This is a genomic window from Chromobacterium sp. Rain0013 (assembly GCF_015291765.1).
Taxonomy (GTDB): Bacteria; Pseudomonadota; Gammaproteobacteria; order Burkholderiales; family Chromobacteriaceae; genus Chromobacterium; species Chromobacterium haemolyticum.
This window is the reverse complement of the sequence record NZ_CP031514.1, coordinates 2,187,528-2,210,946: the sequence shown is the minus strand read 5'-3', so window position 1 is coordinate 2,210,946 and position 23,419 is coordinate 2,187,528. Positions and strand designations below refer to the sequence as shown.

Genomic DNA, 23,419 nt, shown 5'->3' with positions numbered 1-23,419 from the left:
ATTATTTAGCAAAAAAATTTCAAACCCAACACGATAGCGCAAAGGCATAATCCAGCCCCAATCTGTACCAAGGAACAGGTTTCAATCTGTATGACTACTTTTAAAATGAAAACTTTTTTGCACTTTTAGCGAAATTTTTCGCAAATTTTGCAAAAACTGACTAATATCGGCTAAAACATAAACCAAAGCGTCGACATGCCCACCCCTGCCCGGAAGGCCATCCGCCTTCCGCTCGCCGCAGCCGATAATGAACAAAGACAGCAGCCCTCCGCCCACGCCGACGGCAAGCTGCGGACCAGAACGACCCGATAGTCGCCCTACTCCAAAGATATGCAAATGACACAGAACAAGCCAACCACGGAAATCATCAACGCCAATATCCGCACGCACCTGGAACAGCGCGGCCTGGCGGAGTCTCAACAGGTCAGCCTGATCGAAGAAGTGCTGGGCCTGAGCGCGTCGCAAACCTACCGCAAGCTCAACGGCAGCAGCCAGTGGCAGTTGGGTCAATTGGAGAAGCTGGCCCAATATCTGGGCCTGCCCACGTCCGAACTGCTGGTGTCTCAGGACAACCGCCGGCCGGTACGGGTGCCGGACGCCGACCTGATCCCGGCCATCCTCCACCTGACCGACCACACCGAGGAAGCTCATTGCTGGATACAGCTGGGCGACGTGGTGCAGGACGATTCCATCTCGCCGCTGCTGCTGGCGCGTCGTCAGGGCGACAGCTGGCACGTGTATCCAGGCAGCCACGACCGTTGCATCAACGGCCACGAAGTCACCTATCTGGCGGTGCAGCCGCCCAAGCGCGCCAACAACAAGCGCTTGCTGGTGGCAGTGCTGGACGATATGGACGCCGACATCCTGGCCGCGGTGCTGGTGCGCCAGGGCCTGTTCGCCCTGCCCTACGAATCCCCGTCCGAACTGCTGGCCGCACTGCCGCACGAAGAGTTCGACGCTTTCGTGCTGGACTGGGTGCTGGGCGACGAGGACTGCATGAAGGTCATCGAGACCATACGCCAGCGCTCGTCCACCGTGCCCATCATCGTGCTGACCGGCCACGCCGAGGAATACGAATCCGCGCTGCAGCAGGCCTTGCGCATCCAGGGCGTCTACTACATCGGCAAGCCGACCCCGGGCTCCATCCTGGCGCTGCAGATCACCAATGTGGTCACCGCCGCCCACGACCTGGAAGTCTGAGAACCTGTTTAAAGTTTGCTGCGCGTCGTGAAGCGTTGCGCGGTGAGTACAAGCTCAAAATGCTCATGTACCGTGTGCACACTCCGCTTTCTCAGCGGTTTTCGCTTGTCTCGCCTTGGCTCGCGAGATGTTGAATAGACAGCGGTTCACTATCGCCGCGGCGCGGCATTGAAAAAGCCCTGGAGGTCATCCAGGGCTTTTTTGCGCGACGCGGGTCAGCCCCGCTTGCTGACCACGGCCAGCATCTGCCGCAATTGACCGGCGTCGAAGGGCTTGGCCAGGATGCCGGCGAAGCGGCTCGCGCGCGGATCGTCAAATGCCTCCGGATAAGCGCTCATCCCGACAACGGCGGTATGCTCGGCGCGTTGGCCGTTCCAGGCCCGTTCCGCCACCTGGTAGCCGCTGTCCGCGCCCAGGTGCATGTCCAGCAGCACGGCGTCGAAATCGGCTTGCTCCAGCGCCCGTTCCGCCAAGGCCGCCGTCTCCGCGGTGGCCACCTGATAGCCGTCGCGCTGCAGCAACTCGGCCAGGGTGTCGCGAATGTCGGCGTCGTCGTCCACGATCAGCACCGACTGCGAGCCCGGCGTCTCCGCCGCCTGCACCGGTATGCGCACGGTGAAGCAGGCGCCCTTGCCCTCGGCGCTGTCCAGCGCTATGCAGCCGCCAAACAGATTGACCAGTTCCTTGACGATGGACAGGCCCAGCCCGCAGCTGCCGGCGCGTCTATGCTTGCCCTGGATGAAAGGCTGAAAAATACGCTGCTGGTACTCCGGCGGAATGCCCACCCCGGTGTCGCGCACTTGCAGCACCAGCTCGTGATGCCCGGTGGCGCGCAGGCAGGACACGCTGACCGTGACCGAGCCGCTATCGGTGTAGCGGATGGCGTTGGACACCAGATTGCCCACGACCTGACGCAGCCTCACCTCGTCCAGCAGCACCGTCGCCGGCAGCGGGCCGGCCTGGTAATTCAGCGCCAGCCCCTTTGCGTCGGCCAAGGGCCGCATCACGTCCATGGTGGCTTGCAGCACCTCGGCCAGCGGCATCGGCTGCGGATTCATCCGCAGCTTCATATTGCGGATGGCGCTGATATCCATGATGTCGTGCACCTGGGCGGATAAATGCGACACGCTGGTTTTCAAGCGCTGCAGGGCGGTGCGCGCGGTTTTCTGGCCGTCCGCCACCGGCTCCAGCAATTCGATGCATACCTGCATCGACTGCAAGGGGGAACGGATCTCATGGCTCAGCGTGGCCAGGAAGGTGGTGCGGTCCAGTTCCATCGCCACAGTGGCCTGGTGCGCGGACTGCTCCTTCTCCAGCAAGGCCTGCTTGGCGCTGGCCAGACGCTTGACCGAGCTGTAGCGCGACAGCAGCAGAATCACCGCGCAGATCACGCCCCACAACACCGACTGCAGATACAGCACATTGCTGCGCTGTCGGTCCAGGTCCTCCAGCCGCTCGGTGCGGCTTTTCACCTCGGCCACCCTCGCCTCCACCGCGAAGGCCATCAGTTGCGGCCGCAGCAGGTCGATGCGTTCCAGCAGCGCCGGCACCGAGGCCAGCGCGGGGTGGCTGAAAGCAGGATCGTTGAACAATTGCTGGTAATCCGCCACCAGGGTGTCGAAACCCTTCACCTGGCGCAGCAACATCTGCACCCGCACCGGCGCCGGTTCGGAAAACACATGGAAACGACTGCTGGCCACTTCCAAGCGCCGCAACAGCTCGTCTTGCGTGATGCGGCCGGCCTGGAAACCCACCAGCGCGGACTTGGCGCGCTCCATTTCCAGCTGGAATTGCGCCACCGACCAATACAAATCCTCGCTGCTGTTGGCCACCGAGTTGACCTTGCCCAGCTGGCTGATGCTGTAATACATGCCGCCGGCGGCGGTGATCAGCACCAGCAGGCCCACCCACAGCATGCGCCGGCCTTCCGGCCAGCCGCCCCATCCGGAAATGAGCCGCCGCAGGCGGCCGGCCCAGCCCGGCTCCACGCCGGACGACGCTTGATTGTCCTGGTTCATCAGTTCACCACCAAACCGTCTATCTGCCAGATCAGCTTGGCGTCCAAGGCCGGCCCCTTGGCCGAGTCCGGCATCTGCTCCAGCGGATACATCAGCCACAACGGGCCGTAACGGGCCACGTTCATCGGCTGCTGGTTGAAGCGGCGCGCGAGGATGGCGCGGTACTTGACCAGCTCGCCGATAGGAATGGAATAGGTATAGTCGTTGAGCGCCACAAACTGGGCCTGATGGCCGTAGGCGCCCACTTTATTGAGGATGTCCCGCACCAGCGGCCCGCTGAAAGTCGCCTTGGGCGTCCAGCTGGTGGCGGTGACCAGCGAGGTTTGCGGCAAGGCCATCAGCGCGCTTTCGCGGAATTCGTACACGCCGCGCGCCGAATCGGTGAAATGGCTGATCTTGCCCGACACCACCAGCAAAACCGGGTCGTCGCCCGCCCGGCACGCTTGCGCCAGCAGGACGAAAACCAGCAAGCAAAAGACTCTCTTCATCTTGGCCAACGCTTCACTTGATTGAAAAACCATACCGCCGCACTGCTCATCAACAGTCAGACAACTATAGAGCCTGTTCAAAGCCTCGCGGGCAAGGGCGAGACAAGGCGCTGCGGCGGAAATAGCGGATTGCGCCGACGGCGCATGAGCGTTTCGAAAACACGCTCGCCGTATCGGCAACGCTCTGCAGACTTTGAACAGGTTCTAAAAAAATCGGCACGCTAGTCTGGTGCCGGTTCGCCGCCGAAAACGGCGCCGCCCGCAGGCGCTCCGTTTCGGCGGCAGGGGTCGGCCGCGGCCGGCTTACTCTTCCAGCAGGCGCTTCACCACGTCCACGTATTCCTGCTTGGCCTCGTCGCTGCCCTTGCCCTTCAGCTTTTCCCAGGCGTCGAACTTGGCGCGGTTGATGAAGTCCATCATGCCCGGGCGTTCACCGGTAGCGTCGCCTTCGGTCGCCTGTTTGAACAGCGCGTACAGTTGCAACAGCGTCTGGTTGTCCGGACGCTCGGACAGGGTCTTGACATCGGCCTGGGCCTGGGTGAACAGAGTCTGCAGATCAGACATGGGAATTCCTTTGTTGAAGACCGGGACGTTGGTGCGCCCCTGATTGGAGATGTTAGCCGCCGGCAGCCAGTGCCGGAGAGCGGAATTTACCACGAACCCGCGCTGCGGTCAGCCCGCAGGCCCACGCCGTCAGCGCTGTCCAGGCTGCGGCGGCGAAGCCGTTCCGTCGCCAGGTTCGGACTCGATCAAAATACGTTTATAGCTCTTCACCGCGATGCCGTCCTTGCGCGCGGGTGAAAACACCGCCTGACTAAAATGCTTGAGCAAGGGCTGTTCGCTGCCGGCCGGCTGGGCGCTGACCCATTGCACCGCATCCACTTCGCCCCGTTCATTGATATAGACGCGCAATTCGATCCGGATCGCCCCCCCCGTCAAATCGGCCAGTTCAGGCAGTTCGATCGGCTGCAGCGGCACGGCCAGTTGCTCCAGCTGGCTGGCCGGATAGTACAGATCCAAGCCCAGACGCTGCGGCAGTTCGTCCCCCGGCTGCGCGGCTTCCGCAAGGGGCGCCGACGCCGCGGCGGGAAGCTCGGCGGCGGGCGCCGAGGCACTCGGTCTAGGCGCCGGCTCTGGTTCCGCCTCAAGCGCCGCCTCCGGCAAGGTCTGCTCCGCCCGCGGCGCGGTCCATGCCGGCGGCGCGGCGGCCGGCTCCAGCCGCGGCGGCGGCCTGTCCGCCGGCTTCCCCGCCGTCAGGCGCACGCTCAGTCCCGCCGGTTCGCCGTGCGCGCCGCCCACCGGCCACGGAACGAAAAAAGCCAGGCTATGCACGGCCAGCGAAAACGATAGGCCCAGCAAGACGCGGTCGCCGTTGGACAGGCCGCGCCAGCGCGCCTCCCAGCCCAGCCGCGCCGTCATCGCCGCGCTCCAGGCGCGGCAACGGCCTGAGCCGGCGTCGCGTGGACGCAGGAACAGGCCGTGGCAAATCGCTTAGCGGCGCATGTCTTCATGCGCTCACTTGGCGTTGAGCAGCTTCTCGATATCGTCGGCATCGATCGCGCCCGGCACCAGCTGGCCGTTGGCGAAGATCAGGCCCGGCGTGCCGGTGATGCCAAGCTTCTCGCCCAGTTGCTGAATCTTTTCCAGCGGAGTGTCGCAATTGTCCGGACCAGTCAGCGGCTTGCCATCGCGCATGAAGCCGGACCAGGCCGCCACTTTGTCGGGCGAGCACCAGATCTGCTTGGACTTGCGCATCGCGTCCGGGTGCAGTTGGGTCAAGGGGTAGAGGAAGGTGTAGATGGTGACATTGTCCAGATTCTTCAGGCCTTCGCGCTCCAGCTTCTTGCAGAACGGGCAGTCCGGGTCGGAGAACACCGCCAGCTTGCGCTCGCCCTTGCCGCGCACTTCCTTCAACGCGTATTCGAACGGCAGAGCCTTGAAGTCCACTTTGTTCAGCTCGGCCATTTTCTTCTCGGTCAGGCTTTCCTTCTTCACCGCATCGATCAGATCGCCGACGAAGAGATAGCTGGCGTCCGCATTGGTGTACACCACCTGCTTATTGTCCACCACCACCTCGTAGATGCCCTTCACCGGCGTGGCGGTCACCGCCTTGACCGGTTTGCCGGGGAAGCGGCCTTCGAACGCCTTCTTCACATCGCCGGCATTGCCGCTGCCGGCGGCTTGCGAGCAAGCGGCCAGCGCCATCATCAGGGAGGCGCCCAGCGCCAGGGACTTCAGGTTCTTCTTCATCAATCTTTATCCTCAAGGGAAGGTTCAGTAGCCAATTGCCTGGCGAGCGAATTGCCGCTTCAAAGGCTTCAGGGAATTGGTCAGGTTCAAGCCGGTATTGCGCAGCCAGGACAAACCGGGCGCCTTGGCCTGGAACAGCTGAAACAGGCCATCGCAGCCTAGCTGCATGGTTTTTACCGCTTCGCGCCGCTGGCGCTCGTAACGACGCAGCAGCATCCAGTCTCCGGCGTCGCGCTCGCCGACCAGCAAGGCGGCCAATTGCGCCGCGTCCTGGAAGCCCAGATTCACCCCCTGGCCGGCCAGGGGGTGCACCGTGTGGGCGGCGTCGCCCACCAGCACCACCCGCTCCGCCGCCACTCGCTCCGGCTGGATCAAGCGCAACGGGAACGCCGCCGCGGGGGTGATGACGGCCAATTCGCCCAGCGCCCGTCCTCCGGCGGCGGCCACTGTCTCCGCCAGTTGCTCCGGAGGCAGCTCCAGCAAACGCGCGGGATCAGAGCTTGACCACACCATGGAAATTCGGTTCCCGGCCATAGGCAGCCAGGCAAGGATGTCGCCGCCGGTGAACCACTGCCGCGCCACGCCGCCGTGCGGGCGTTCGCAGTCGAAATTGGCCACCACCCCGCTCTGGCCGTAAGGCTTGACGCTGGCGGCCAGGCCGGCCTGCTCTCGCACCCAGGAGTTGGCGCCGTCGGCGCCGACCAGCAGCGCGGCGCTCAGCCGGCGGCCGTCGTCCAGCGTCAATGCCGCGCCGAGCGCGTCGGCGCTCAGCGCCTGCGGCTTAAGCCCCGGCAGACAATCAACGCCGGACGCCGCCAGACGCCGCCACAGCGCGGCCAGCAGCCAGCGGTTTTCGGCAATCCAGGCCAGCGCCGGCTCGCCGGCGTCGCTGGCGGCGAACTGAATCCGGCCGCCGGCGTCGCCCCGCACGTCCATCGCTTCAATCGCCCCCAGGCGCTCGGCGCCGGGCCAGCCGTCCAGGCTCTCCAGGAAGCGGCGGTTAGCCGGACTTACCGCGTAGATGCGCGCGTCCCAGCCCTGCTCCAGCCCATCGAGCCGAGGCGGCCGCCCTTCGAGCAAGGCCACTCGCTTGCCGGCGCGGTCCAAGGCCAGCGCCAGGCTGGCGCCCACCAGGCCGCCGCCCACGACGATCACATCGTACTGCCATGCTTTCACGCTCGCTCTCCCATCACACGCCGAACACCAGATGGCTGGCGAACTTGCGCCGCAGCGGCGGCAGCGCGTCCAGCGCGCTGAGGCCGACGCTGCGCATGGCGCTGACCACCGGATGATGGCCATCGAATAATTTAATCAAACCATGGGTGAAACCCACCACCGCGTGGCTGTCCACCCGTCGCGACGCGGCGTAGGCCGCCAGCGCGGCGGCGTCGCCGGGGTCGGCCGCGCCCGCCAGCGCCTCGCTGAGGCCGGCGGCGTCGCGCAGGCCCAGATTCAAGCCCTGCGCCGCCACCGGGTGCATGGTTTGCGCGGCGTTGCCTATCATCGCCACCCGGCCGCTGACCACGCGGTTGAGCTGCTTCAGCGTCAGCGGGAACGCCGCGCGCGGCCCCACGCTCAGAATGCGGCCCTGGCGCTCGCCGAAGGCGTGCTGCAAAGCGGCGGCTACCTCGGCGTCGTCCGCCGCCTGCAAGCGGGCGGCGTCCTCGGCGCTGCGGGTCCACACCAACATATAAGCGTCGCCGTGAGGCAACAGGGCCAACGGCCCGTCATGGGCGAAGCGCTCATAAGCCACGCCCTTGGGCGGCAATTCGGTGCGCACCTCGGCCAGCACCGCGCACTGGCGGTAATCGTGGCTCAGGCGCTTGACGCCGGGCAGGCTTTCCGCCAGCGCGCCGCCTTCGGCCATCACCGCCAGCCGGCAGGTCAACACGCTCTCGCCGGCGTCGGACGTCACCGTCACCACCGCGTAATGACTGAGGCTCTTGACCGTCCGCACCCGGTGGCGCCACAGCACGCGCACGCCGGCGCGCTCCAGCGCGCCGCCCAGCGCCGCCACCAGCGCCGGATAGTCCACCACCGCGCCCAAGTGCGGCAGGCCCACATCCTCGCCTTGCAACAGGGTGCGGCCGCAAGCGCCTTGCTGCGACACGTGCACGCTGTCGATCAAGGACGCCGGCAAATCCTCCGGCCAGGCGCCGGCTTCGCGCAGCAGCTCGCGGCTGTGCCAGGACAGCGCCAGCGCGCGCGCGTCGCGCACCGCCTCGTCGCGGCCTCGGGCCTCCACCAGCGTCACCTCGCGGCCGGCGCGCGCCAGCCGCAGCGCGGCCAGCGCCCCCACCGGACCGCCGCCTATGATCACCACGTCCGCATGTTCATTTGTCTGTTGCTGCATGTCTGCTTCCTTCCTGTTTCCTCGGGATCCAGGCTCCGGATACTCAATTCTCGTTCATCAGCGCTTCGATCTGATCAATTTGCTTGGGCACACCGCCGGTATAGACCTCGCAGCCCTGCTCGGTAATCAGCACATCGTCCTCTATGCGCACGCCGATATTGTGCAAGGCCGCCGGCACGCCGTCCGCCGGGCGGATGTACAAGCCCGGCTCCACCGTCACGCACATGCCGGGCTGGTAAGCGCGCCACAGGCCGTTGCGCTTGCGCGCGCCCACATCGTGCACGTCCAGGCCGATCAAATGCCCGATGCCGTGCATGTAGAACTGACGGTAAGCGCCGGATTCGATCACCCCGTCCACGCTGCCTTGCAGCAGCCCCAGGTCCAGCATGCCCTGAGCCAGCACCGCCAGCGCGGCGTCGCCGGACGCGTTCCAGGGCACATTGGGGCCCAGCGCGGCGATGGCCGCCGTCTGCGCCGCCAGCACCACTTCGTAGACATCGCGCTGCGGGCCGCTGAAGCGGCCGTTGATCGGGAAGCTGCGGGTGATGTCGCCGGCGTAGCCTTCCAGCTCGCAGCCGGCGTCGATCAACAGCATCTCGCCATCGCGCAGCAGGCCGTTGTTGGCGCAGTAATGCAGAGTGCAGGCATTGGCGCCGCCGGCGACGATGCTCTCGTAGGAGGGCTGGCGCGCGCCGCGGCTGACGAAGGCGTGCAGGATTTCCGCCTCGATCTGGTATTCATGCAGGCCGGGCCGGGTGGCGCGCATCGCCTGCACATGACCGGCGGCGGAAATCTCGCCGGCGCGGCGCAGCAGCGCAATCTCGCTGTCGTCCTTGATCAAGCGCATCTCGTCCAGCAGCGCGTGCACGTCGCCATAGCAGCTGGGCGCGGGCGCGCCGTGGTAGGCGCGCTGGCGCAGGCTGTCCAGCCAGCCGTTGACACGCGTGTCGAACTTGGCGTCGCGGCCCAGGCTCCAGCACAGCCGGCCGCAGCCGGACAGCAGCTCCAGCATCCGCGCGTCCAGCTCTGCGACGGGATAAGCCTCGTCGAAGCCGAAAGCCTCGGCAGCCGCCTGCGGCCCGTGGCGGAAGCCTTCCCAGATTTCCATGTCCGGATTCTTGTCGCGGCAGAACAGGATGGACTTGCCGCTGCGGCCGTCCAGGACCAGCACCGCTTCCGGTTCGGGGAAGCCGGTCAGGTACAGGAAATGGCTGTCTGGGCGATAGGGATAGAAATTATCGGCGTTGCGCACCGCTTCCGGCGCGGTGGGCAGCACCGCGACGGCGTCGCCCAGGGCGGACAGCAGGCGGGCGCGGCGGGCGGCATGAGGCGTGGGCATGGCGGAATCCAGGCAAGAGACCGGCGCGGTCGTAAATGCGGCAGTTTACACCGCCGCCCGCGCCAACCCAAGCCCCGCCGCCGCGCTTCAAGTGGCGGTGGACAACATCCACTCATGCGCCGGGTCGTTGTGGAAGCGCCATTCGCGGCGCGGCCCGGCCATCACGTTGAGGTAGTAGGATTCGTAGCCGTGGGGCACGCACACCGGGTGGTAGCCGCGCGGCACCAGCACCACATCGCCGTCCTCCACCGCGTGGGACTGATCCAGATCCCGCTCGTCCGTGTAGACGCGCTGGAACACAAAGCCCTGCGCCGGGCTTACCCGGTGGTAATAGGTTTCCTCCAGTTGGCTCTCCGCCGGCAGCGCGTCGCGGTCGTGCTTGTGCGGCGGATAGCTGGATGAATGGCCGGACGGGGTGCGCACTTCCACCACCAGTAGGCTGTCCGCCTCGGCCTGCTGCGGCAGGATGTCGGTGACGTAGCGAGTGTTGGCGCCCTGCCCGCGCACGCTCTGCGCCATGTCCTGGGGCGGGATCAGCCGCGGCGGACGGCTGAGCGGGCGGCCCGGCGCCGAGCACAACGCTACTTCGGCCGCCCCACGGGCGACGACGCGCAGCGGGCAGCCGGCGGGGATGTAGGCCGCCCACGGCGCTTGCCCGTCGAATACGTCGGCGCGCCCCCCCACGCCTGGCCAGCGCTGGTCGCCGGCGACAAGGTCGACCACGCCGGCCAGCACCACCACGCAGCACTCCCGCTCTGCTTGCAGCCAGTCCTCGGACTCGCCGTCGGCCAGGCGCAAGGCGCGGAAACCGACATGTCGCCAGCCGGCGGAGGCCGGCGTCACATCGGCGGCGACACGGCCGGCCGCCGCTCTAACCCGCAAATCAGGCTGATTCATGCGCAGCTCCTTTCCGGCGCGCCGGCGCGTATGGCGGCCACCAGGCCGGCCAGGGTGCGAAAGCCCAGCTCGGCGTAGCGGTAGCTGGGCGCCACCACCGGGTCCTGTTCCGCCTCCACCACCAGCCAGCCGCGATAGCCGTGCTCGGCCAGCGCGCGCAGCAGGGCTTCAAAATCGATGACGCCGTCGCCGGGCACGGTGAACACGCCGTTGAGCACCGCTTCCAGGAAGCTCCAACCTCGGTTGCGCGCCAGCCGCGCCACCTGCGGGCGGATGTCCTTGCAATGAACGTGGACCACGCGGCCGATATGACGGCGCAGCACCGCCAACGGTTCGCCCCCGGCGAAGGCGATGTGGCCGCTGTCGAACAGCAGGCCCACTTCCGGGCCGGTGACCGCCATCAGCGCGTCCACATCGTCCGGGGTTTCGACGTAAGCGCCCATATGGTGGTGGTAAGCCAGCGTCAGGCCGTGGCTTTGCAGATGGCGGCCGAAGGCGTTCAACCGCTCGCCGTAATCCCGCCATTGCCGCTCCGAGCCAAAGCGCGGCCGCTGGCTCAAGGGCCTAGGCTGGCCCTGTATCGCCTGCGCCACCTCGCCGTAGACCATCACCCGGCAGCCGCTGGCGGCCAGCAAACGCACATGCGGCTCCGCCGCGGCGATTTCCGCGTCCACGCCGCGCTCGGCCAGCCGGCCGGAATGCCAGCCGGACACGCATTGCAGGCCGTGCGGCGCCAACGCCGCCGCCAGCGCCTCCGGTTGACGCGGGAATTTATTGCCCAGTTCAAAACCTCGGTAGCCTATGGCCGCGCCTTCGGCCAGCGCCTGCTCCAGCGAAATCTCGCCGCCCAGCGACGGCAGGTCGTCATTGCTCCAGGAGATCGGATTAATGCCGATTTTCACATCGAATGCATGCATTGCCTTGTTCCCCGCTATTCGTATTGACGCCGGCGCAGCCGGTCTTCATAAGCCTGGCGCGCGGCGCGGACCTCGGCCCGTTCCGACACCTCCGGCACCGCCACCTCCCACCAGCAGCCGCCGGCCTCGGTGGTGCGCGCCGGATCGGTGTCGATCACGATCAGATAGCTGCGCTCGGCGGCACGGGCACGGACCAGCGCCGCCTCCAGGCCGGCGATGTCGGACACATGCTCGGCCTCGGCTCCCAAAGCACGCGCGTGAGCGGCAAAGTCCACCCTCGGCGCGCCGTGGCGGCCCTGGCGGCAGTCCTCCAGCAGATTGTTGAACGGCGCGCCCCCGCAGGCTTGCTGCAAGCGGTTGATGCAGCCGTAGCCTCGGTTGTCCAGCACCACCACGATCAGCTTCCGGTCCAGCATGACCGAGGTCGCCAATTCGCTGTTCATCATCAGATAACTGCCGTCCCCCACCATCACGATGACTTCGCGCTCTGGCCGCGCTATCTTCACGCCCAAACCGCCGGCGATTTCATAGCCCATGCAGGAATAGCCGTATTCCAGGTGGTAGCCGCCCGGCGTCGCCGCGCGCCACAGCTTGTGCAGTTCTGCCGGCAGGGTGCCGGCGGCGCAGACCACGATGTCGTCGCGCTCGGAGCCGGGGTGGCGCTGCACGGCGCCGATCACCTCGCCATCGTAAGGCAGGCCGTGAGGCTGTCGCTGGCTGGTGACGCGCGCCGTCTCCGCGCGCCAGTCCTCGGCCAGCGCGCGCGCCTCGGCGCTCCAGCCGGCGTCTGCACGCCAGCCGTCCAGCCGCGCCGACAGCGCCTCCAGGCACAAGGCGGCGTCGCCGGTCAAAGCCACGGCGTCGGCCTTGATCCCGTCCAGCGCGTTGACGTTGACGCTGAGCAGCCGCGCCTGACGAAACAACTGCCCGGAGCCGGTGCTGAAATCCTGCAAGCGGGTGCCCAGGGCCAGCACCAGATCGGCCTGTTCCGCCAGCCGGTTGGCGGCCGGCGAGCCGGTGACGCCGATTGCGCCCAGTTGCAGCGGGTGGTCCCAGGGCAAGGCGCTCTTGCCGGCCTGGGTTTCGGCCACCGGCGCGCCGTGGCGCTCGGCGAAGGCGCGCAAGGCCGCCGCGCCGCCGGCGCTGTAGAGCACGCCGCCGCCGGCCACGATAAGCGGCCGCCGCGCCGCGGCCAGCGCCCGCGCAGCCCGTTCCAGCGCATCCGTTTCCGGCGGCGGCGCGGCGATGCGCCACCGCCTCGGCCGGAACCAGTCCGTCGGATAGTCCCAAGCCATGGTCTGCACGTCCTGCGGCAGCGCCAGCGTGGCCGGCCCGCACTGCGCCGGGTCGGTCAGCACCGCCAGCGCGCGCGGCAATGCCGTGAGCAGCTGCGCCGGGTGGACGATGCGGTCGAAATAGCGCGACACCGGCCGCAGGCAGTCGTTGACCGACAAGGTGCCATCCTGCGGCGCTTCCAATTGCTGCAGCACCGGGTCCGGCGCGCGCGACACGAACACATCGCCGGGCAAGAGCAGCAGCGGCAGCCGGTTGACGTGGGCCAGCGCCGCGGCGGTGACTAGGTTGGTGGCGCCGGGGCCGATGGAGCTGGTCACCGCCATCATCCGGCGGCGGAAATGGGCTTTGGCGTAGGCGATGGCGGCATGAGCCATGCCTTGCTCATTGTGGGCGCGCCAGGTGGGCAGGCTGTCGCCGGCCTGCTGCAGCGCCTCGCCCAGGCCGGCGACGTTGCCGTGGCCGAAGATGGCCCACACCCCGGCGAACAGCGACAGCTCCTCGCCGTCCAGCTCCACCCGCTGCGCGGCCAGGTAGCGCACCAGCGCCTGGGCCATGGTTAAGCGAATCGTGCTCATCGCGCGCCCTCCTCGCTAAGGGCGCGGCCGGCCGTGCCGCGTTCCTCGCGCCAGACCGCCACCAGTTCAGTGAATCGGGCGCCGGCCTCGGCCACCAGGCCGGCGTCGTCGATCTCGCCCGCAAGCCAGCGCTCGGCCGGCCGCTGAAACAGGCTGCGACCCACCATGAAGCCGCGGCAACTGCGGCTGGCGCGCGCAGCGGCAAAGCCCCGGCGCAGCGCGTCCAAGGGCGCGTTCAAGCCCAGCAGCACCACGCCTCGGCAATAGGGGTCGCGCTCGGCGATCAGCGCGTCCAGCGCCGGCCACTGCGCGGCGGCGGGCGGCTCCAGCTTCCACCAGTCCGGATAGATGCCCAGGTTGTACAAGCGCTTGAGCACGCGGTAGACGGTGTCGTCCGCGCGCGGCAAATCCTTGGGCGGAATGATTTCCAGCAACAGTTCGTGTCCGCTGGCCTGGGCGGCGTCGTAGAGCGCGCGGATCTGCGCTTCCTGTTCCAGCCGGTTGTCCAGCGCATCGTCCGGGTGGTACTGGACCAGGCATTTGATCACGTGCTCGCGCGGCCAGGCGGCCAGCGCGCCGGCCATCGCTCGGCCTTGCTCGAACACCAGCGGATTGGACCCTGGCAGCTCCACCGGCCGGCCCACCCACCAACCGCGGCCGGTGGCGGCGTACAGCGCGTCGGCGCCGTAGCGCTCGTCTATCAGCACCCCCACCCGCCCGCGCAGGCCCAAGCACTGCTCCACGCCGGCCACCGCTTGCACCAGCAGCTGTTTCAAACGCGGCAGCCGCGCCTCGTCCGCGCCCGCCGCGCGCGCCAGCTCAAAGAACTGACTGCGATGGTCGAAGGCGAACACGCACAACTCGTCCCAACGCGGCCGCGCCGTGCTGACCCGGTGCAGCCGGCTCAGGGCCGCGTCCTCGCCCGGCCGCCGCGTCGGCGCGGCGAGAAAGCGCTCCAGCTCGGCCGGGGTCGGCATCGCCGGCGCGCAGCCGTGGCGCGACACCACCAGCGCGCCGCAGGCATTGGCGCGGCGGCAGCATTCGGCGTAGTCGCCGCCGCGCAGCCAGACGGACAGGAAACCGGCCAGGAAGGCGTCGCCGGCGCCCAATACATTCATCACGTCCACTTCCGCGCCGGCCACGCTGAAGGCCTCCTCGATGCGCGCCGGCACTTCGCCGGGAATCACCGCGCAACCCAAGGGCCCCAGCTTGACCACCAGCACCGCCTGGCTCAGCGCGCGCACTCGGGCCAAGGCCGGCATCAGCTCGGCCTCGCCGCCGGCGATCAGAAACTCCTCCACAGTGCCGACGATGAGGTCGAACTCGGAGAGCAGGCTCTGCAAATGGGCGCTGACCTCGGCGCTGGCGATGTAGCGGGTTTCGCCGTCGCCGCGGCCGGCCAGGCCCCACAGCACCGGCCGGTAGTCGATGTCCAGCACCGTGCGCGCGTCGTGGCGGCGCGCGTATTGCAGTGCGCGGCGGCTGGCCGCCTCCACTCCGGGCCGTGACAAATGGGTGCCGGTGATCAGCAAAGCCCGGCTGCCTGCGATAAAGCCCTCGTCGATGTCATCGGCGCTGAGCGCCATGTCGGCGCAGTTTTCGCGGTAAAACAGCAAGGGAAAAGTATCGCGATCCTTGATGCCCAGCAGGGTCAGGCCGGTCAGCCGCTCCGGGTCCACCCTCACCTGGCTGACATCGCAGCCTTCGGCGCGCAGGGTGTTGAGCAGAAAGCGGCCCATCTGTTCGTCGCCGACGCGGGACAGCATCGCCGACTTCAAGCCCAGCCGGGCCGCGCCGAAGGCGATGTTGGCGGAGGAGCCGCCCAGATATTTGGCGAAGCTGGCCGCGTCTTCCAGCGGCGCGCCCAACTGCTGCGCGTACAGGTCCACCGCCAGCCGGCCCAGGCAGACCAGGTCGCGGTCGCGGCCGCTGGCGAAACGGGTGGTGTTTTGCATGCTAGATCTACCTTTCAGATATGGACGCCGTCCAGCTCGGCCATCAGTTTCTGCATTTCCGCGCCGCCGGCCATCATGTCCAGCACTTCCTCCTTGCTGACCGAGTCCTTGGCGTAAGTGCCCAGCGAACGGCCGCGGTTGAGCAGGGTGAAGCGGTCACCTATCGGATAAGCGTGGTTGACGTTGTGGGTGATGAAGATCACCGAGATGCCCTTCTCGCGCGCCTTGGAAATCAGCTTTAGCACATTGACGCTCTGCTTGACGCCCAGCGCGGCGGTGGGCTCGTCCAGGATCAGCACCCTCGCGCCGAAGTGAATGGCACGGGCGATGGCCAGGCATTGCTTTTCGCCGCCGGACAAAGTGCCTATCGCCTGGTGGGGATCGCGGATGTGGATGCCCATTTCCGCCAGCTTGTCGCGCGCCACTTCGCCGGCCAGTTCCAGATCCAGCACCGGCAGCAAGCCCAGCCACTTCTTCAACGGCTCCCGCCCCAGGAAGAAATTGCGCGCCACCGACATCAGCGGCACCAGGGCCAGATCCTGGTAGACGGTGGCGATGCCCAAATCCAGCGCCTGGCGCGGCGATTCGAAGCGCACCGGCTGTCCGTCCACCCGGTAGTCGCCGCCGCTGGGCCGGTGCACGCCGGCCAGGGTCTTGATCAGCGTGGACTTGCCGGCGCCGTTGTCGCCCAGCAGGCAATGCACCTCGCCGCGGCGCAGTTGCAGATCCACCTTCTGCAAGGCGATCACCGAGCCGAAGGTCTTGCTGACCTGATCCAGCTCCAGGATGTAGTCGTCACGCGATTTCATATTCGACTCCTTGCGGCCGCTGGCCAGGGTTGTTCGGGGCTGCGGCCGCGGCAAGGCGCGCCGACGCGGACAGTGCATCGAGTACGGCAAGGAAGCGCAACGCGGCCGCAGGGATTTTGCCGGTTGTGACCCAGAGCCGGTTCACGAGCTCGCGAGTTAGAGCGAGACAAGGCGAAAACGGCTGAGAAAGCGGAATGTACGGTTGGTACATGAGCATTTCGAAGCGGTTTCCAACGCCGTATCGATGACGCGCAGCGGATCGAGGGTCGGCTCTCATTTGGCCTCCGTCACGCGGCGTCGGACATAGTGATTGAACAACACCGCCATCAACAGCATCAGGCCGAGGAAGACGCGGAACCAGTCGGAGTTGATATTGGTGTAGGTAATGCCGATCTGCACCACGCCGAAGATCAGCGCGCCGACACAGGCGCCCACCACCGAGCCGTAGCCGCCGGTGAGCAGACAGCCGCCTATCACCGCGGCGATGATGGCCTCGAACTCCTTTTGCAGGCCGCGGTCGGCGGCGGCGGAGCCCACGTCGCACACTTGCAGCACCGCGAACAAGCAGGCGCAAAAGGCGGTGAACATGAACAGGCCTATCTTCACCTGCTTGACCGGCACCCCCACGTTCTTGGCCGCGTTGGCGTCGCCGCCGGCGGCGAAGATCCAGTTGCCGATCCGGGTGCGCGCCAGCACAAAGGCCGCAATCCCCGCCAACGCCAGCCACCACAACAGCACCTTGGGCACGCCGGCCGCCGCCGCGCCGCCGTCCGGCAGGGAGGCGATGGCGCCGATGCCGGCCAGCCAGTGGAACAGGCCGGCGCCGACATGGCCGACAAACAGCCATTGCGCCAGCGGGTCCGCCGCCGCCAGGTCGCCGACGCCGCTGACGATGGTGCGGTTGGCGAACAGGATGGACAGCGCCAGCGTCAGGCCGCGCAGGATGAAGAGAAAAGCCAGGGTGACGATGAAGGACGGCAACCGGGTTTTGAGCACCAGATAGCCGTTGAGCCAGCCCACCGCCAGCGAGCCGGCGAAGGCGAACAGGATGGCCAGCCAGAACGGCCAGCCGAAGTACAGCGGCGGAATCGCCACCATCATGCCGGCGAAGCCTATCATCGAGCCCAGGCTCAGATCGAACTCGCCGGCTATCATCAGCAGGCAGGCGCCGATGGCGATGATGCCGAGATAGGCCGCCACCTGCGACCAGTTGACGATGCCGTCCACCGCGAACATGCCGGAACCGCCTGCGCCCACGCCGAACACCACGAACACCAGCACCGCGCCGGCGACGGCGGCGAATTCCGGCCGGCCCATCAGCCGGTCGAACAGCGACAGCCGCCGCACTCTTTCATCGTCGCCGGGCGGCGCCATACGGATGCCCGCGGCCTTGCCCGGGCTGGCCTTGCTCATGCTCATTGCTATGCTCCCCGCCTCGGAACCGTCGCGGCGCCGGGCGTCAGATCCATCGGAAAACGGCGGCTAGCGGTACTGCCCGGCGTACTTCTCCACCTTGGCGATATTGTCCTTGGTGACGAAACCGGGGCCGGAGTTGATGTGGCGGCCCTTGTAGAGGGGCGCCAGCCCGTACTCCTTCAGCCTGGCCTGGAACTTGGGGCTGGCCTTGAGCGCGGCTTCCACCTTGGCCGGGTCCGTGGTCTTGTCGCGTTTCATGATGGCCAAGGCCGCTACCGGGATATAGCCCTGCAGATAGGGCTGCTGGTCGATGGCGAACTTGATGGTGCCGTCCTTGATCGCCTTGGAGATGTCCTCGGACAGGTCGAAGGTGGCGAAGTAAAGCTTGCCGGCCAGGCCCATCTTCTTCACCGCCTTGATCGAGGGGCTGGCCGAGGTTGGCCCCAAAGTCAGCATCGCTTGTGTGCCGGGGTTGTTGCGCAGATAGGCGCTGACCTTGCTCTCGATGCCGGTGGGGTCGTCGCCGGCGTCCAGCGTGGATTTGCGTACATCGGCGCCGATGGCGTCGGCGAAGCCCTTGCAGCGCTCGAAAGAGGCCGGGTTGGTGGCGTAGTGGTTGACGCAGAGAAAGGTCTTGATGCCCGCGGCCTTGGCCTGCTTGCCGGAATCGAAGCCGGCGTCGTATTCCGGCTGGCCGACGTGCAGGGCCGCGCCCAGGCTTTCGCTTTGCTTTACGGTGCCGGAATTGATGGTAATCAGCGGGATTTTCTTGGCCACCACCTGGCCCAGCGGCCGCTTCAGCACGTCGTAATCGGCAATGCTGGCGATCACGCCGTCGTACCGCCGCGCCGCCGCCTGCTCGATCAGCCGCGCCATGTCGGCCAGGTCGCCGTTGGGCGGATTGCGGTAATCCACCTGCACGTTGAAATCCTCGCCGGCCTGCTTGATGGCGTTCTTGATGGTGTTCCACCAGGCGTCGGAATCCGGCGCGTGGCTGATCAGTACCAGGCGGGCGTCGGCCGCCTGCGCGGCTTGAGCCAGCGCGCAAAGCGCCAGCGCCGCCGCGGGCAGAGCCCGCTTCCACTTGCAAGTCCAGGATCGCTGCTGCATCTCTCTCCTCCTTATTCTCCGCCGGCCCATCGTGGAGCCCGCTATGGTGTCGGCCGCGGCCGCAGTCGGCGCCGGGCGTGAAATCACCTTAAGAGCTTTCGCTCTACTCTGCAAATAATTTTCCAAAATTGTTTTTCAATAGAAAATTATTTTCGAACACAAGGACAAAACGTATACTGGCCAAAACCTTAGGAAAGCCCGCTCATGGCCAATACCGCCCCCGCGGAGGAATTGATGCAGCGCATCGCAGCCGAATACGACACGCTGAGCAAGCAGTTGAAAGTAATTGCCGCTTACGTGGAGCAGCATCGGGGCACGCTGATGCTGCAACGCATTACCGACATCGCTCAGGCTTGCGAGGTGCAGCCCTCCGCCATCGTCCGCTTCGCCCAGCGCTTCGGCTTCGCCGGCTTTTCCGACATGCAGGCGCTGTTTCGTGACGCATTTACGCCACAGGGCGCGCCGCAGCCCAATTACCGGCAGCGCATCCAGAGCCTGATCGCCAACCGCGACGAGCAGCGCTCCGCCGGCGGCATGACCCGCGACTTCATCGCCGCCTGCCAACAAGGCCTGCAAGAGCTGGACGCCTCGCTGGACGAGGCGCAGCTGGAAGCAGCGGTGGAGCTGCTATTGAACGCCGACAACATCTACGTGGCCGGGGTGCGGCGCATGTTTCCCATCGCCTCCTACATCGCCTACGCCTTACAGCACACCGCCAAAAAAGTGCATTTGCTATCCGGCCTGGGCGGCATGTTTCCGCAGCAGATCCGCAGCATTGGAGAAAAAGACGTGCTGATCGCCATCAGCTTCCAGCCCTACGGCAAGGAAAGCCGCTATTGCGCGCGGGTGGCGGCACAACACAAGGCCAAGCAGTTGGTGATCACCGACAGCCAGCTCAGCCCGCTGGCGCGCGGGGCCGACGCGGTATTGACGGTCCGGGAAGGCTCCGCCTTCGCCTTCCGTTCGCTGACCAGCACCATCTGTCTGTGCCAGGCGCTGTTCATCGCGCTGGCCTGCCGGCTGGAGCTGAACATAGAAGAAACCAAGGAGACTGGAGGATACGATGATTGACACAGCGCTGTTCGGGGCCGGCCGCATCGGCAAGATCCACGCCGCCAACCTCGCCCGCCTGCCGGGCATGCGGCTCAAATACGTGGTGGACAGCCATGCGCCGGCGGCGCGGGAACTGGCCGCCGTCCACGGCGCAGAGGCCTGCTCCGCGGAACAGGCGCTGGACGATCCGGCAGTGCGCGCCGTGGTCATCGCCTCCAGCACCGACACCCACGCCGAACTGATCCTGGCCGCCGCCGCGCGCGGCAAAGCCATCTTCTGCGAAAAACCGGTGGACCTGGAACTGGAACGCGCGCGCCAGTGCGCGCGGGCGGTGGCGACGGCCGGCGTGCCCTGCCTGATCGGCTTCCAGCGCCGCTACGACCCCACGTTCGCGGCGCTCAAGGCCCGGCTGGCAGCCGGCGAAATCGGCGCGCCGGAAATGCTCATCGTCACCAGCCGAGACCCCGGCGCGCCGCCGCTGGACTATATCCGCCGCTCCGGCGGCATCTTCAAGGACATGCTGATCCACGACTTCGACATCTGCCGCTGGATCCTGGACGACGAAGTCGTCAGCGTGCACGCCAGCGCCAGCGCGCTGAGCGACCCGGCCATCGCCGCCGCCGGTGACGCCGACAGCACGGCGGTGACGCTGCGCACCCGCCAGGGCCGGCTGTGCCAGATCAACACCAGCCGCCGCGCCGCCTACGGCTACGACCAGCGCTTTGAAGTGCTGGGCAGCCGAGGCATGCTGCAAGCCGGCAACCACCGCCCCACCGAGGTCACCGCCTACGGCGAGCGCGCCGTGGCCGCAGACCTGCCCGAGCCCTTCTTTCTGGAACGCTACCGCCAAGCCTACGCCGCCGAGATGGCTCACTTCCTGGAGGTGATGCGCGACGGCGCCGCGCCGCGCACCACGGTGGAAGACGGCGTGCGCGCGCTGGAGCTGGCCGACGCCGCCACCCGCTCCTGGCGGCTGGGCCGGGTTGTCGAACTGGATCAGGTCTAACTCAACAGGGGGGCTTGTCATGTCTACATTGAACCTCGGCGTCGCCGGCCTGGGCCGGCTGGGCCGCCGCCACGCGCTCAATCTGCGCGACCGCATCGCCGGCGCGCGCGTGATCGGCGTCTGCTCGCCGCTGCGGGAGGAACTGGACTGGGCGCGGCGGGAGCTGCCCGACGCCGCCGGCCACGCCGCGCTGGAGGGCCTACTGGCCGAACCGGGGCTGGACGCGGTGCTGCTGGCCACGCCCACCGCCCTCCACGCCGAGCAGATCATCGCCTGCCTGGACGCCGGTAAACATGTGTTCTGCGAAAAACCGCTGGCGCTGAACCTGGATGATTGCCTGCGGGTGGAGCGCGCCGCCGCCCACCGCCCGGAACTCAAGGCCATGGTGGGTTTCGTCCGCCGTTTCGACCCCAGTTACCAGGACGCCGCCGCCAAACTGGCGCAAGGCCTGGTGGGCCAGCCCTATCTGGTGCGCTCGCAGACTTGCGACCTCAACGACGACAGCGGCTTCTTCGTGCAGTTCGCGCCCAGCAGCGGCGGCATTTTCATGGATTGCAGCATCCACGACATCGACCTGGCGCGCTGGCTGCTGGGCGCGCCGCGCCCGCTGCGGGTGTGGGCCAGCGGCGTCAACGCGGTGCACGGTGCGTTGGCGCAATACGGCGATGTGGACAACGGCGTGGCGATGTGCGAGTTCGAGGGCGGCAAGCTGGCTTGCTTCTACGCCTCGCGCACTCAGGCGCACGGCCACGAGACGCTGACCGAGATCTTCGCCACCCAGGGCCGGCTGAGCGTGGGCGCCAACCCGCGCGCCAACCGCGTGGAGATCAGCGACCGCCACGGCGTGCGCAACGAGTGCGTAACGGACTTCTACCAGCGCTTCGCCGAAGCCTTCGCGCTGGAGTTACAGCATTTCGTCGATGCCGCGCGCCTGGACCAGCCGCTGGCCCTGAGCCTGGCCGACGCCCGCGAAGCCACCCGCATCGGCCTGGCCATTACCGAGGCCTTGAGGACCCGGCAGGCGGTGGAGTTGTAAGAACCTGCTCAAGGTCTGCTGCGCTTCAGCGATACGGCGTTAAAAACCGCTTCGAAATGCTCATGTACCACTTGTACACTCCGCTTTCTCAGCGATTTTCGCCTTGTCTCGCTCTGGCTCGCGAGACTTTGAACAGGCTCTAAGAACGTGTTCACGCTCTGCTGCGCGTCGGCGGGAACCATGGAGAAAAGCCTGAAAACCGCTTGCCTCGCGGCCGCCGCAAGGGCGTGAACATCTTCAAAACTACCGCGCCGGAGGGGCTTGTCGCCGGCGCGGCGATACCCTATCGTCCTACTCCTTTTCATCAAAACAAAACCATGGCGATGCCGATGGACTGACCGGATTTCATCACGCCGACATCCGCGCATCCCATCATGGCGTCGCGCCAACGTCCGTTGCGAACTTATATAAAGGAGAATCCATGTCATTCGCTTGCAAACCCCTGCTCGCCGCCGTCGCGCTGGCCATCGGCCTGGCCGCGTCCGCCCAGGCCGCAGACAAAATCGTCATCGCCCACCGCGGCGCCAGCGGCTACCTGCCGGAACACACGCTGCCGTCCAAGGCGCTGGCCTACGCCCAAGGGGCGGATTATCTGGAGCAAGACCTGGTAATGACCAAGGACGACAGGCTGATCGTGCTGCACGATCATTACCTGGACCGCGTCACCGACGTGGCCGAACGCTTTCCCGAGCGCGCGCGCAAGGACGGCCGCTATTACGCGATCGACTTCACCCTGGCCGAGATCAAATCGCTGCGCTTCACCGAAGGCTTCGACATCGACAAGGGCGTCAAGCGCCAGACCTACCCCGGCCGCTTCCCGATGGGCAAGTCCGATTTCCGCATCCACACTTTTGAAGAGGAAATCGAATTCATCCAGGGCCTGAACCACTCCACCGGCCGCGACATCGGCCTGTACCCGGAGATCAAGGCGCCGTGGTTCCACCGCCAGGAAGGCAAGGACATCACGGTGAAGGCGCTGGAAGTGCTGAAGCGCTACGGCTACACCGGCAAGAACGACAAGGTCTATCTGCAGTGCTTCGACTTCAACGAACTCAAGCGCATCAAGACCGAGTTGATGCCCAAGGCCGGCATGGACCTCAAACTGGTGCAACTGATCGCCTATACCGACTGGCAGGAAACCTTCGAGCAGAACGCCGCCGGCCAGTGGGTGAACTACAGCTATGACTGGATGTTCCGTCCGGAAGGCATGAAGGAAATCGCCAAGTACGCCGACGGCATCGGTCCGCAATACCCGATGCTGATAGACAAGGCCTCGACGCCGGGCAAGATCAAGCTCACCGGCATGAGCCGCGCCGCGCACGCCAACGGCCTGGCGATCCACCCCTACACCCTGCGCAAGGACGCGTTGCCGGCCTACGCCAAGAATATGGACCAGTTGCTGGACGCGGTGTACAACCGCGCCCAGGTGGACGGCGCCTTCAGCGACTTCCCGGACCTGGCGGTCAATTTCCTGCGCCGTCAAAAACAGCATCGTTAAGCGGCGGCTCCGGAAGCCGGCGGCCGCCGGCTTTCAAAACCAGAGTCCGCCGATCGCACACACCAAAATAAGCCTCAAGTTTCCGCCGACCGCGCCGAAAATATGGCCATACTGAGGGACTGGCATCCCTCCGCATCGTTGCGCCCATTGGCGCGACAAACAACAAGCCTGCATGGCTTCCGTGCCTACACGCCCTTTATCGC

Annotated in this window: 20 protein-coding genes; 5 read left to right on the top strand and 15 right to left on the bottom strand. The window is 66.5% G+C overall.

Going from position 1 to position 23,419, the window contains the following annotated elements; genetic code table 11:
* Positions 1-336: 336 nt before the first annotated feature.
* Positions 337-1,200: a helix-turn-helix domain-containing protein gene (locus tag DXT74_RS10360; RefSeq protein ID WP_019101843.1), complete on the top strand. Its 864-nt coding sequence runs from the start codon at positions 337-339 to the stop codon at positions 1,198-1,200.
* 215 nt (positions 1,201-1,415) lie between these two features.
* On the opposite strand, the gene DXT74_RS10355 is transcribed toward DXT74_RS10360, so the two are convergent.
* The 15 genes from DXT74_RS10355 to DXT74_RS10285 form a co-directional block, all read right to left on the bottom strand.
* The gene (locus tag DXT74_RS10355) at positions 1,416-3,218 is read right to left on the bottom strand and encodes a hybrid sensor histidine kinase/response regulator (RefSeq protein WP_194427888.1); all 1,803 of its coding nucleotides are present in this window, start codon (positions 3,216-3,218) and stop codon (positions 1,416-1,418) included.
* A complete protein-coding gene (locus DXT74_RS10350) occupies positions 3,218-3,688 on the bottom strand; it encodes a molybdopterin-dependent oxidoreductase (protein WP_052051949.1) in 471 nt (156 codons plus the stop codon). Before DXT74_RS10350 ends, DXT74_RS10355 begins: the two co-directional genes overlap by 1 nt.
* A 321-nt stretch (positions 3,689-4,009) precedes the next feature.
* Entirely contained in the window at positions 4,010-4,270 is a 261-nt protein-coding gene (locus DXT74_RS10345; protein WP_043633234.1) for an acyl-CoA-binding protein, read from the bottom strand.
* A gap of 129 nt (positions 4,271-4,399) precedes the next feature.
* Complete coding sequence (locus tag DXT74_RS10340) at positions 4,400-5,125, bottom strand: hypothetical protein (RefSeq protein WP_194427887.1); 726 nt, start codon at positions 5,123-5,125, stop codon at positions 4,400-4,402.
* Between the two features lie 96 nt (positions 5,126-5,221).
* Complete coding sequence (locus DXT74_RS10335) at positions 5,222-5,956, bottom strand: DsbC family protein (protein WP_043633224.1); 735 nt, start codon at positions 5,954-5,956, stop codon at positions 5,222-5,224.
* A gap of 24 nt (positions 5,957-5,980) precedes the next feature.
* Positions 5,981-7,132 (bottom strand): UbiH/UbiF family hydroxylase, encoded by a 1,152-nt coding sequence (locus DXT74_RS10330; RefSeq protein WP_231138312.1) that lies wholly within the window; start codon positions 7,130-7,132, stop codon positions 5,981-5,983.
* 13 nt (positions 7,133-7,145) lie between these two features.
* Positions 7,146-8,309: an FAD-dependent oxidoreductase gene (locus tag DXT74_RS10325; protein ID WP_194427885.1), complete on the bottom strand. Its 1,164-nt coding sequence runs from the start codon at positions 8,307-8,309 to the stop codon at positions 7,146-7,148.
* Positions 8,310-8,352: 43 nt separating this feature from the next.
* Positions 8,353-9,648 (bottom strand): aminopeptidase P N-terminal domain-containing protein, encoded by a 1,296-nt coding sequence (locus tag DXT74_RS10320; RefSeq protein ID WP_194427884.1) that lies wholly within the window; start codon positions 9,646-9,648, stop codon positions 8,353-8,355.
* A gap of 87 nt (positions 9,649-9,735) precedes the next feature.
* A complete protein-coding gene (gene iolB / locus DXT74_RS10315; protein WP_194427883.1) occupies positions 9,736-10,545 on the bottom strand; it encodes a 5-deoxy-glucuronate isomerase in 810 nt (269 codons plus the stop codon).
* Complete coding sequence (gene iolE, locus DXT74_RS10310) at positions 10,542-11,462, bottom strand: myo-inosose-2 dehydratase (protein WP_114152111.1); 921 nt, start codon at positions 11,460-11,462, stop codon at positions 10,542-10,544. The genes iolB and iolE overlap by 4 nt, the downstream gene beginning before the upstream one ends.
* A 14-nt stretch (positions 11,463-11,476) precedes the next feature.
* Positions 11,477-13,333, bottom strand: coding sequence for a 3D-(3,5/4)-trihydroxycyclohexane-1,2-dione acylhydrolase (decyclizing) (gene iolD, locus DXT74_RS10305; protein WP_194427882.1), 1,857 nt, complete (start codon positions 13,331-13,333; stop codon positions 11,477-11,479).
* Positions 13,330-15,288 carry a 5-dehydro-2-deoxygluconokinase gene (gene iolC / locus DXT74_RS10300; RefSeq protein ID WP_194427881.1) on the bottom strand — a complete coding sequence of 653 codons (1,959 nt, stop codon included), beginning with the start codon at positions 15,286-15,288 and terminating at the stop codon, positions 13,330-13,332. The genes iolD and iolC overlap by 4 nt, the downstream gene beginning before the upstream one ends.
* A gap of 14 nt (positions 15,289-15,302) precedes the next feature.
* A complete protein-coding gene (locus DXT74_RS10295) occupies positions 15,303-16,097 on the bottom strand; it encodes an ATP-binding cassette domain-containing protein (RefSeq protein WP_194427880.1) in 795 nt (264 codons plus the stop codon).
* Between the two features lie 273 nt (positions 16,098-16,370).
* Positions 16,371-17,516 carry an ABC transporter permease gene (locus tag DXT74_RS10290; protein WP_114152106.1) on the bottom strand — a complete coding sequence of 382 codons (1,146 nt, stop codon included), beginning with the start codon at positions 17,514-17,516 and terminating at the stop codon, positions 16,371-16,373.
* Positions 17,517-17,579: 63 nt separating this feature from the next.
* A complete protein-coding gene (locus tag DXT74_RS10285; RefSeq protein ID WP_043633192.1) occupies positions 17,580-18,623 on the bottom strand; it encodes a sugar ABC transporter substrate-binding protein in 1,044 nt (347 codons plus the stop codon).
* Between the two features lie 204 nt (positions 18,624-18,827).
* Here DXT74_RS10285 and DXT74_RS10280 point away from each other — a divergent pair, with 204 nt between their 5' ends.
* From DXT74_RS10280 to glpQ, 4 genes are all read left to right on the top strand, one after another.
* Entirely contained in the window at positions 18,828-19,694 is an 867-nt protein-coding gene (locus DXT74_RS10280) for a MurR/RpiR family transcriptional regulator (RefSeq protein ID WP_019101473.1), read from the top strand.
* Entirely contained in the window at positions 19,687-20,682 is a 996-nt protein-coding gene (iolG, locus tag DXT74_RS10275; protein WP_194427879.1) for an inositol 2-dehydrogenase, read from the top strand. The genes DXT74_RS10280 and iolG overlap by 8 nt, the downstream gene beginning before the upstream one ends.
* Before the next feature lie 19 nt (positions 20,683-20,701).
* Complete coding sequence (locus DXT74_RS10270; protein ID WP_194427878.1) at positions 20,702-21,718, top strand: Gfo/Idh/MocA family oxidoreductase; 1,017 nt, start codon at positions 20,702-20,704, stop codon at positions 21,716-21,718.
* Between the two features lie 421 nt (positions 21,719-22,139).
* Positions 22,140-23,216 carry a glycerophosphodiester phosphodiesterase gene (gene glpQ / locus DXT74_RS10265; RefSeq protein WP_043590337.1) on the top strand — a complete coding sequence of 359 codons (1,077 nt, stop codon included), beginning with the start codon at positions 22,140-22,142 and terminating at the stop codon, positions 23,214-23,216.
* The last annotated feature ends 203 nt before the right edge of the window (positions 23,217-23,419 follow it).

Coding starts and splice junctions, on each gene's coding strand:
- DXT74_RS10340 (WP_194427887.1), bottom strand. CDS start 5,125: ATGACGGCGCGGCTGGGCTGGGAGGCGCGCTGGCGCGGCCTGTCCAAC.
- glpQ (WP_043590337.1), top strand. CDS start 22,140: ATGTCATTCGCTTGCAAACCCCTGCTCGCCGCCGTCGCGCTGGCCATC.
- DXT74_RS10270 (WP_194427878.1), top strand. CDS start 20,702: ATGTCTACATTGAACCTCGGCGTCGCCGGCCTGGGCCGGCTGGGCCGC.
- iolE (WP_114152111.1), bottom strand. CDS start 11,462: ATGCATGCATTCGATGTGAAAATCGGCATTAATCCGATCTCCTGGAGC.
- DXT74_RS10345 (WP_043633234.1), bottom strand. CDS start 4,270: ATGTCTGATCTGCAGACTCTGTTCACCCAGGCCCAGGCCGATGTCAAG.
- DXT74_RS10295 (WP_194427880.1), bottom strand. CDS start 16,097: ATGAAATCGCGTGACGACTACATCCTGGAGCTGGATCAGGTCAGCAAG.
- DXT74_RS10290 (WP_114152106.1), bottom strand. CDS start 17,516: ATGAGCATGAGCAAGGCCAGCCCGGGCAAGGCCGCGGGCATCCGTATG.
- DXT74_RS10355 (WP_194427888.1), bottom strand. CDS start 3,218: ATGAACCAGGACAATCAAGCGTCGTCCGGCGTGGAGCCGGGCTGGGCC.
- DXT74_RS10285 (WP_043633192.1), bottom strand. CDS start 18,623: ATGCAGCAGCGATCCTGGACTTGCAAGTGGAAGCGGGCTCTGCCCGCG.
- iolB (WP_194427883.1), bottom strand. CDS start 10,545: ATGAATCAGCCTGATTTGCGGGTTAGAGCGGCGGCCGGCCGTGTCGCC.
- DXT74_RS10335 (WP_043633224.1), bottom strand. CDS start 5,956: ATGAAGAAGAACCTGAAGTCCCTGGCGCTGGGCGCCTCCCTGATGATG.
- DXT74_RS10280 (WP_019101473.1), top strand. CDS start 18,828: ATGGCCAATACCGCCCCCGCGGAGGAATTGATGCAGCGCATCGCAGCC.
- DXT74_RS10325 (WP_194427885.1), bottom strand. CDS start 8,309: ATGCAGCAACAGACAAATGAACATGCGGACGTGGTGATCATAGGCGGC.
- iolD (WP_194427882.1), bottom strand. CDS start 13,333: ATGAGCACGATTCGCTTAACCATGGCCCAGGCGCTGGTGCGCTACCTG.
- iolG (WP_194427879.1), top strand. CDS start 19,687: ATGATTGACACAGCGCTGTTCGGGGCCGGCCGCATCGGCAAGATCCAC.
- DXT74_RS10320 (WP_194427884.1), bottom strand. CDS start 9,648: ATGCCCACGCCTCATGCCGCCCGCCGCGCCCGCCTGCTGTCCGCCCTG.
- DXT74_RS10360 (WP_019101843.1), top strand. CDS start 337: ATGACACAGAACAAGCCAACCACGGAAATCATCAACGCCAATATCCGC.
- iolC (WP_194427881.1), bottom strand. CDS start 15,288: ATGCAAAACACCACCCGTTTCGCCAGCGGCCGCGACCGCGACCTGGTC.